The organism is Neobacillus niacini (assembly GCF_036961885.1).
Lineage (GTDB): Bacteria > Bacillota > Bacilli > Bacillales > Cytobacillaceae > Neobacillus > Neobacillus niacini_H.
Genome location: NZ_JBALNQ010000012.1, coordinates 1 through 9,472, shown reverse-complemented (window position 1 = coordinate 9,472; position 9,472 = coordinate 1). Strand labels below are relative to the sequence as shown.

Here is a 9,472-nt window from a genome sequence, read left to right as displayed (position 1 = left end):
TTACACGTCGACCAGCACTGCAAATTAATATATTCAATTTAAAACCCCTCATTTTTTTTAAAATATATAAATTTCCTCATTAAAAAATTGCTTTACAGTTTCCTTTTTTCGTACGATAAAAAAATTATTTTGATCTGCAACTATAATACTAGGTCTCTCTTTTATAAATGGGGGATTGAAAACGATAGTATATGCCCCGACATTTTCAAAAATAATATAATCATTTATCTCAGGAAGATTAGCATGGACTTCATGTGCCAAATAATCTTTTTCCATACAAGTGTATCCAACAATATTAAAGCTTTTGCTTTCATTGACTTCCTCATGTTTTCTTACTATCCTCATTGGGAGATTTAATTTATGCATTGTCGGTTTTATATTATGAACGCTACCATCTACTAAAACGAAATTTTGATTTCTAATCGTCTTATTCTCAATTACTTTTGCTATAAAAGAAAATGTATTAGCTACCATAGCATTCCCAGGTTCCAATATGAGAGTTGGTTTTTTGGGAGAATTGTGAAATTCAGAATGCATAATATTGCATATCGCCTCTGCATATTCATCGAAGGAAGGAACACTCTTGTTAAAAACCTTAGGTAGTTCACCATAAAAACCTCCACCGATATCTATGTATTCCAAGGTTTCGATAATATTCTCTTTTGCTATATGGCAAAGTTTTTGAGTAATTTTTCTGTAAGTCTCGACATTTCTATCCCTTGTAGAAAAATGGCCATGTAACCCCACTACAAAAATATTATTAACTCGCATAAATGTATTTAAAACTTTGAGCAAATCTCCATTCTCTACACAAACACCAAACCTGCTAACCTCATATCCCTCTTGCAGTGGACTAAAACCATTCTGCGAAATATCAAAATTTAATCTTATTCCAATTTTAATTTGTTTTTCAGGATTATTAGAGGCATATTCCTTTACATAGCCGACCTCATAAATTGAATCTAGGTTAATAATACTTTCATTTTTTAACGCAAAATGTATATCTTCCCTCGTTTTCAGGGGACCGTTAAATACTATTTTTTTAGGATTTTCTCCTAGTTTAAGCGCTAAATCATACTCTAATCTTGAAACCACTTCTGCATAGGCACCTAATTTTGATAGTTCTTTACAAAGATAGGGAAGATAGTTTGTTTTATACGAATACCCAATAACAACATCTTCGTATCTACTACTAAAGGCGTTATAAATTTTTTTATAATTTTCTCTCAACTTATCTACGTTTACAACGTAGAAGGACGAACCAAACCTTTTCTCTAGTTCATTGATATTTTTATAATCCAACGTTGTTACATCAGCATTAGTATAAGTTTTCAAGCCAATTCCTCCATAGCATACACTTATTAATACATAATCAATTCTTTTTCGGGTCTGATTTTTTTCCACTACCAAAATTAACGTTATTTGCAAAGTAGTCTATCACACTATTATCAATATCCTCATCGAACTTCCTTGCGAAATACTGATTTGAGTCCACAATTTTATTTAGGTCCTCACTTGTTAAATCCTGAGGTGAATTCCTTCCACTTAATGTTTCACCCCATTTTAAAAACATCAAATTATTATTTATTACATTTGATTTAAAATGGGAATTCATAATTAGGGTGTGAAAAAAACTTTCATCAGGTACTAGGGAGTTTTCAAAAAATCTGTAATACCAAACGTTTTCATTTAAGAACTCTATGATGTACTTTGCCACTTCAAATGGAACGGTAAACCATTGAGATCCTTTATAGAAAGAAAGTTCCTTGGGCCACTTATTTATGTTAGGATAAATATTTAGTCCCTTGCTATAAAAGTTTAGTAGGAGTTTTCGATAAATTCTGATTGGGTGGGTAGTAGTATAACGTTTTCGAGTTATTTTAGGCCAATTAATCTTCATAAAGCCTAAATCTTTATCACTCATTTGCCTGTTATTCATAAATATTTTATTTTTATTATTCATTAAGTAATCTTTAAATCCATCTTTCACTAATAAATCCTGGCCACTTCGTAAACAAACAAAATCATACTTATTTTTGGATGCTAATACCTCTCTTAATAATAAAATGGTTGTATCTACCTGACTTATATCACCCCATTCACAGTTAATACTATATTGTAGAACTCTTACATTAGGACTTTTAAATATATCCTGATGAAGCTTTTCATAATTCTTTTTGTCAATATGAACAAAAACATCTGCCTGACCTTCGGCAATAAGTTGAGTAATGAATTTATTCACTTGTTCAGGGTTTTTGTGAATTTGGATAATAAAAGCTGTACGTAAAGAGGTAAACATTCCATTATCTCCTTTTTACAAGGTATTATTCTTTAATAAGAATACAATAAAAATCTTTTGGTCTTTCCTATTTATATTAGAAATCTCATACTAATACCAATATAAACTTTTTTATTTTCAGTTAAGTTCTTTATAAAGAACAATTCAACCGTTTTCTACTTAAACTTTCAAAAAAGTGTTGATTAAAGGATGGCTTCTAGTTGTTTCCTCAACAAGTGGCTAAATACTCCCAGCCTATCTTTAGCCAACTGGTTAAATCCACCCGTTTGAACAATTTTACCACGATCTAAAACCACCACTTGGTCTGTGTTACGTATCGTTGATAATCGGTGCGCAATTACAATAATGGTCATTCTCCCTTTTAACCTGCCTAAAGCTTCTTGTATTTTAGACTCATTTTCACTATCTAAAGCACTCGTTGCTTCGTCTAAAATAAGGATGGATGGTTTTCTTAATATTGCTCGCGCTAGAACAATCCTTTGTCTTTCCCCTCCTGATAATTTAATTCCTCTATCGCCAATAAGTGTATCAAGTCCGTCTGGAAGCTCTCTTACAAATTCAGCAGCAAAAGAAAATTCTAATGCTTCCCAAATTTGATCATCCGTTGCGTTCTCACACATTAATAACAGATTCTCTCTTATACTAGTATTAAAAAGAAAAGGGTCTTGTGAAACATAGCTGATTGAGTGTCTTAATGATACAAGATTGTTACTTGTTAGAGGTACACCGTCTATCAAAACATAACCTATTTCAGGTTGATTAAGCCCCATTAACAAATCAATTAATGTACTTTTCCCAGCACCAGAGCGCCCAACAACTGCTGTCGTTTGATTAGTTGGAATAAAGACATTAATGTCCTGCAAGGCATAATTCGTTTTGTTCTTGTTATAGCGAAAATATACATTATTACAATGTATCCCTTTTTTAATACGAATCGGTTCTGAATGTGGGTTGGCATTCTTTTCAAATTCCCTGGCATTTTCACATTCATTTTGCAAGGCAATAACAGCTTTGAAAGCTGGGAATGTTGTGGCGATTTGCTCCATAGAGGATTGTATACCAGCAACTCTTGGCCATAATCTAGAAAAGATTACTATGATTAACATCAACTGCCCAGCTTGTGCATGAAAAATGTTTACAGCTATACAAATAAAGACAGCAATTAATATAGCAGAAGCTGCTTTATAATAGAACTGTGATATCGTTCTCATCTTTGTATATTCAATTTGTTCATCCATCATTTGCTTAGTAACAGATTTGTACCAGTTCATCCTAGATACTTCTAATGTATTACTCTTAATATCTTTTATCCCATTTATTTGATCTGTAATACCTGCAAGGTAACTCTTGCCTAACTCAAAATTTCTGTTTCCTAATGCTAGTGACCTTCTTAGGAATTTACGATTAAAAAATATTAGTAATAATCCACACACTAGTACAAAGATTGTTATATTAGGCGAAAGAATAAAAGCAAGGGCTACTTGAATTAGTGAAAATAGTAGTGAAGTAACGAATTGTAAAAATGAATTTGTTCCTGCACTAGCCTTGGCAATTTCGGATGTTAATAAATTGACAAGATCTGACTTTCTATTTTTAATAAAAAAGTCCCAGTTTGAGTACAGAATCGCACTGTAGGTCTTTAATCGCATAAATCGAAAAAAGCCGTGCTGAATCATTGTATTTTGAATAGTTATATACCGCTGCAATAAATTCTGAACAATTACAATTAGGACATAGATACCTAAAATGAAAGGTAAACTTATAGTTATTGAAAAATTCTTTAGGAATCCAAATACCTCAAATAATTGTGATCCTCCAGCGTCTAGGTTGACAATACCGCTCAAACTGATCATAGGTATTAGTAATAAAATACCTATTCCTTCAAGAAAACTAATGATAACCATTGCTATGAGATTAATATAAAGTGTTTTCCCAGAATACAAATGTATTTGCTGTAAAAAATAATAGATTGGTTTCATTTATGTTCTCCACCTACTAATTCCTTTGTGTTAAACCTTTTTGCGAATTTCCCAACTACTGTAAATTTCTCCATTCCCTCAAAACCTGAAACATAATAGGAACCACACCGCAACCAGGCATGTGCAATCATTTTACCTGTCTCATCTTTGGCAACCCCTAAATAAAGCGTGCCTTCAATCTGTCTTCTTTCTAACATTTTCATACCTGCAATTGCCTTTACAAGGCAATGGCTTTCCCACAAAGTATAATGGCTCATAATATGAATAGCATTTGAAATGAATTTTAAAGTTTCAATATGTGTTTCATTTAAATAATAAGGGGTCTCTTCCAACTTGGTACCTAGAGTAGGGAAAATCTTCCTAAAAGGTAATAACTTTAATATTCGAGCCCAACCCAAAAAGATAAAAGCCTCTAGTAAAATTTTTTTGGTTGAGGAACTCAAGATTAAAAATCTCCTAACTTTACGAATAACCAAAAACATAACCCCTCCCCTTATTGCCTTTCAATTAGTCCCTCATTTAAGAGATGTTCTAAAAAAGATAATACCTGCTTCTGACATGCAGGTTCCTCAACCTCATAGCTTGCGGTTAACGTATCTACTAACTTGGTAATTGAAGTTGGGGACTTAATTAAATCCCATATTTCTCCGCCTACTTCACCTAAATTGTAATATTTCCCATTTTTAACACTTAACATAACCTTTTCTTCGCCCATGTCACTAACAATATTTCCTTCCCCTTGAACTACGATATCCTTTAACGAAATAATTGTGTTGATTACCATACTTTTTCCCCCTCATTTAATGTTGATAGAATTAATTCAGTTAAATCATTAGCCGTGAAACGTGAAATCGGCCGACGAAGTTGGAATAGTTGAATGTTATTTACTAAATTACTAGTAAAAGAAAAATGCCATTCCAGTAATCCGCAAGGGGCCAGGAAAAAGTTGCGATAAGTGTGGTAAAACAGTTTGTGTAAACGGTGAAGATTTTTTATTGGTTCAATATGAATATTCTCATTTTCTGTTTTTACCAGTTCAAACACCCCAGCTAATGGTAAATGTTTATTAGCAAATTGTGCATTAACGGGTACAGCAAATTTAGTCTCTCTTTCTATGATGGGTCTTAAATTATTCGAAGCAACTCCAAATGCCTCTAAACTCTCTTGCCAGAGTTTTTGCTGTGGATATGCTGGGCTCACAATCGGTTTATTTTCCTTGGTATAAGAAACAGGTATTATATCATCACTCATAAGCTGATAGCCTTTTTGTAAAAATGCGGAAGCAAGAGTTGATTTACCTGCACCAGAATCACCGACAATTGCATATCCTTTTCCATTAATTTGAATTGCGCTGCCATGTAACGGCAGAATTTTTCTTTGCATTAACAGTGCTCCCATACAGGTACCAAGTAGATATAGGCGTACTTGATCTGCGTTGGATCCTACAATAGGAGAAACGCTGATCCTATTACCATTTTGAATTGAGTAAATAGCTACATTAGGAATATGAAACATAATAACGTTTTCATTAATAACAAAATACCTGTTAGGTTCAGCTAATTCGGCCCATACCCCTGATAAATTTGCAACCTCGAAAATGATATCCTCTCGTTCTTCTTGGTTGCTAACTTTCGGTAATTCAGGTAAAAATATATCACTTAATATTTTTAATCCAAACCCTTTGTATACTTCCTTTTGAACAGTTTGTAGCAGCATATTTCCTCCATTATTAATATTTATTCGCCCTTATCATTTCGAAAACAGGAAAAGGGCGTTTAAACATAGTAATTATTTATCACTTAATGTTATTAAGTTAACTTCAGGGGTGTTAAATAACCTGAAATCTAAAAAAGGAATAGCATCACTATTGCCTAATCCAGTACTTACATATTGTTTGATATCCCTATATTCCCATAAACCTTTGACCCTATCCTGAGGAGGGAAAAGCCCATCTCTCGGGTACCATCCTTCAGGGATAAATAGAGCGCCCAAAAACGGAATTCTAATTTGTCCTCCATGGTAATGTCCAGCCATGATTAAATCATAATCTCCAACTATATAATTTTGTCCAGACATTAGGTAGTCAAACCTTGCATCTACTACCGGATAGTGTGTTAATCCAATTAAAACGTTGGAATCATCCCTATTATCTAGTGTAGATATTTCTTTAAATAATTGTTTCTGATGGTTTAAGTATCTAATGTTATCCACAAGTTTCAGGAATTCAAGGGACTTTTCTGCATCCTGGATGGATAATTCAAAATCAACGAAATGTACCTTTGAAGTACCTTTTTCGACTGTAGACAGTGATTCCAGCAACTTTACTCCTCTTTGCTCCATACCATAATAAAAGTCGGTTTTCTTAAATGGATTTTCTGTATTTAATTTATAAACATCGGGGTCAGTATTACCAGGAACAAAAAAAGCATTTTCTTTGTTTTCTATTCCTTCCAATAGTGTAAAAAAGGGCTTATAATTAGTACTTTTACTATCCTTCAACATATCACCTGTAAACACAATTACATCATATGAAAGTGAATTTATCTTCTCAATCAGTCTGCTTTGTTTTTTTCCAAACTCCTTCTCATGTAAATCGGTTACTTGAAGAATAGTAAATCCATCTAGCTCTCTAGGTAAGTTATCGATTTTAACCTCTTGGTGAACTATTTTTATGCGGTTGTTGTCTCGTACTGTATAGGTACTTAGGGACAAAAGAAATATAGTAAGGGTAATCAAAAGATACGCCTTAAATCCCTTCATTTTTCCATCTCCACTGATATAAACTATAAAAATCATTCAAGTAATAACACCCCTTGTTCATGAAGGGGTGTTATTATTCCCAAACTTGGAATACTTAGATGCAATGACCATAATTCTGACTAAGAATGTTAGCTATCAGTCCCCCAAGTTAAATCACTAAAACGGGTGCTCGCATCGAAACTAGCATCAATAAAATCTCCGGGTTTAGTACTAGCCATCGTCATATTAACTTCAAGAACCTCTAATACGGGTTTAGACCATTCCTTTTTCATATTTTCACCCCCCTTCAATTTTCTTTATAAACCGATATACAATTAAACTTCGCATCAGCAGTCTATATTCTGGTTTAGTAGCATGTTCAGGCCTCGGCCCTTCCTTAGCCTTTAAAAGAGCCTTCTTAATTCTTGCTCCATCTATAAATTCTAATATTCTTTCATCATTACTAAGCTGCTGCATCTCTTCCATAAATACATTCCAGTGAGGAACCATACGATGAACCCAATCTGCACCTTGGACACCCTTTATTCGTTGGTTTAATCTTACGTTATTTGGTAAATATCCTTCTGTAGATCTACGAATAAGAGCTCGATCCAAACCATTTTGAACATACTGTTCTTCTGGAATTGATAAACAATAACGAATTACTCGTAAATCATTCGTTGGATCGCGTTTCAATAATGAATACCGTAAAGATAATTTCGTAGCAAGCGTATTCGTTGCATTCCAATGAAAAAGGTCTTCAAAGTGATTTTGCCTCTGTTTAAAAATATTAGATGAAGCAAGCCACCCTGATTGATCTATTCCATGTTCTTTAAGTTTGTTATAAATGTCTGTTCTTCTTGCAAATTCTTGGTTTATTAATAAGGGAAAATAGTATTGATTGCTGGATGAAAAAACTCGATCAATAATAGGAAAGGCCACTTTTGCAATACCAGGAATTCTCCCTAATCTGGCCCCGCCAACATTTTGCCTATAGTGGTTTAATTCTTTGAACAGCTTTAACCACTTCATTCTTTTTAGAAGTATTGCGTAATAGTCTAATGCTGAGCCCCATGAGATACTTAAGTTTCCTCTTCCACCACTCAACAGTACTCCAATTCCCTCTTCATTAGCCTTCTCAAATACCCCTTTTATCCAGAAGGAGTTTTCAAAAAACTTGTAAGGCATTTCCAAAATTTCTAAGAAATGATCAATTTCAGAAAAAGAATTCTTTCCTTCAAAATCTAAATAGTGGTCCTTAATTCCTCTTACATATTGAACTGTTGAATGGATCAGTGGTCTTTCATCTGGCATAAGGTATTTTGGGGTATAATCGATAAAATCACTTGGAGGGATATAACTAAATGTATGTAATTGTTTATTTTCCCTGCTTAGCTGCCTAACAGCATAGCTTACTACCGCCCCAGAATCTAAACCGCCACTTAAATGGGAACCAACATTACGGAATGTACGTAAACGTGATTTGATCGCTTCATTGAAAACATCTTGAAATGCTTCAACATATTCTTCATTAGATTTCAATTTAAGCTGTTCTCCAGAAGTTAAAGTGTAATACCTTTTCAAGCTGGCTTTATTACCAACAACTGAAATACTGTGTGATGGAGGTACTTGTTTTATTCCTTTATAAGGTGTTATGGAAACATCCACAGTATCCACCACTGAGGAAATAGCTAGAAATTCAGCAAGCCATTCTTCTTTTAATTGTTTTTGAACATTCGGCAATGTTAGCAATGGCTCTATTGTTGTACAAAAAGAAAAACGAGACCCTTGATGGTTATAATAAAGGGTTCTCCCTCCCGAAAAATCCCTTGCACCGAAAAGGAGTTTTTTCTTTTCATCCCAAATCATAAATGCAAAATCACCGATTAAATACTTGGGAGCATCTTCTCCCCATTTTTGGTATGCAAGCAGTATAAGTTTACTATCCGAGATATTTTTGCGTTCTGAATCTTTAATTTGCAATTTCTCAAATAGCTCTGACCGATTATCAATGATAGCATCAGCTGTAATAGCCAATTTCCTATCAAAATCATAGTAAGGCAAGCATTCACCAATTGATTCAGCTGTAATCCATTGGGCATGGCACCCGAAAAAGACATTGAAACTTTGCCACTTTTGGATGGTATCAGCAGGAAAACAATTTTGAGCCTTCATGATCTTATTGCCGGAAAGCTCATCAATAGGTTCACCATTAAAATAAATTAATCCTGTAATCGCACTCATTATACTCTCCCAACGGTATTAGAAATCTTTTAGCCTCAAAACTTAAAAAACAATAGATTTCTGATTTCTGATTTATTTGAAACGCGTTATTAAAAGTATCTATTTGTTCTTATTTAAGAACAAATAGATACTTTTAATAACGCGTTTCAAATAAATCAGAAATCAGAAATCTATTGTTTTTTAAGTTTTGAGGCTAAAAGATTTCTAATAC

The 9,472-nt window shown here is 33.5% G+C and carries 9 protein-coding genes; all 9 read right to left on the bottom strand.

The genetic code is table 11. The features are described from left to right. Positions 1-57: 57 nt before the first annotated feature. The 9 genes from V7124_RS07310 to V7124_RS07270 all read right to left on the bottom strand — a co-directional run bounded on the left by V7124_RS07310 (position 58) and on the right by V7124_RS07270 (position 9,261). Complete coding sequence (locus V7124_RS07310; protein WP_335487559.1) at positions 58-1,404, bottom strand: diaminopimelate decarboxylase; 1,347 nt, start codon at positions 1,402-1,404, stop codon at positions 58-60. After that, entirely contained in the window at positions 1,373-2,299 is a 927-nt protein-coding gene (locus V7124_RS07305) for a beta-1,6-N-acetylglucosaminyltransferase (RefSeq protein ID WP_335487555.1), read from the bottom strand. The genes V7124_RS07310 and V7124_RS07305 overlap by 32 nt, the downstream gene beginning before the upstream one ends. 182 nt (positions 2,300-2,481) lie before the next feature. Beyond that, a complete protein-coding gene (locus V7124_RS07300) occupies positions 2,482-4,278 on the bottom strand; it encodes an ABC transporter ATP-binding protein (protein ID WP_335487552.1) in 1,797 nt (598 codons plus the stop codon). After that, a complete protein-coding gene (locus V7124_RS07295; RefSeq protein ID WP_335487548.1) occupies positions 4,275-4,760 on the bottom strand; it encodes a lasso peptide biosynthesis B2 protein in 486 nt (161 codons plus the stop codon). Before V7124_RS07295 ends, V7124_RS07300 begins: the two co-directional genes overlap by 4 nt. An 11-nt stretch (positions 4,761-4,771) precedes the next feature. Beyond that, on the bottom strand, positions 4,772-5,062 hold the full coding sequence (locus V7124_RS07290; protein WP_335487545.1) for a lasso peptide biosynthesis PqqD family chaperone: 291 nt from the start codon (positions 5,060-5,062) through the stop codon (positions 4,772-4,774). Then, positions 5,056-5,991: an aldolase gene (locus V7124_RS07285; protein ID WP_335487634.1), complete on the bottom strand. Its 936-nt coding sequence runs from the start codon at positions 5,989-5,991 to the stop codon at positions 5,056-5,058. Before V7124_RS07285 ends, V7124_RS07290 begins: the two co-directional genes overlap by 7 nt. Before the next feature lie 75 nt (positions 5,992-6,066). After that, complete coding sequence (locus V7124_RS07280) at positions 6,067-7,038, bottom strand: metallophosphoesterase (protein WP_335487542.1); 972 nt, start codon at positions 7,036-7,038, stop codon at positions 6,067-6,069. A 128-nt stretch (positions 7,039-7,166) separates the two neighbouring features. Then, positions 7,167-7,310 (bottom strand): paeninodin family lasso peptide, encoded by a 144-nt coding sequence (locus V7124_RS07275; RefSeq protein ID WP_335487539.1) that lies wholly within the window; start codon positions 7,308-7,310, stop codon positions 7,167-7,169. 4 nt (positions 7,311-7,314) lie between these two features. Beyond that, positions 7,315-9,261 (bottom strand): lasso peptide isopeptide bond-forming cyclase, encoded by a 1,947-nt coding sequence (locus V7124_RS07270; protein ID WP_335487535.1) that lies wholly within the window; start codon positions 9,259-9,261, stop codon positions 7,315-7,317. Positions 9,262-9,472 lie beyond the last annotated feature (211 nt).

What these genes read in the sequence shown, in the direction of transcription:
- V7124_RS07280 (WP_335487542.1), bottom strand. Translation starts at nt 7,038, where the DNA reads ATGAAGGGATTTAAGGCGTATCTTTTGATTACCCTTACTATATTTCTT.
- V7124_RS07300 (WP_335487552.1), bottom strand. Translation starts at nt 4,278, where the DNA reads ATGAAACCAATCTATTATTTTTTACAGCAAATACATTTGTATTCTGGG.
- V7124_RS07305 (WP_335487555.1), bottom strand. Translation starts at nt 2,299, where the DNA reads ATGTTTACCTCTTTACGTACAGCTTTTATTATCCAAATTCACAAAAAC.
- V7124_RS07295 (WP_335487548.1), bottom strand. Translation starts at nt 4,760, where the DNA reads ATGTTTTTGGTTATTCGTAAAGTTAGGAGATTTTTAATCTTGAGTTCC.
- V7124_RS07270 (WP_335487535.1), bottom strand. Translation starts at nt 9,261, where the DNA reads ATGAGTGCGATTACAGGATTAATTTATTTTAATGGTGAACCTATTGAT.
- V7124_RS07275 (WP_335487539.1), bottom strand. Translation starts at nt 7,310, where the DNA reads ATGAAAAAGGAATGGTCTAAACCCGTATTAGAGGTTCTTGAAGTTAAT.
- V7124_RS07290 (WP_335487545.1), bottom strand. Translation starts at nt 5,062, where the DNA reads ATGGTAATCAACACAATTATTTCGTTAAAGGATATCGTAGTTCAAGGG.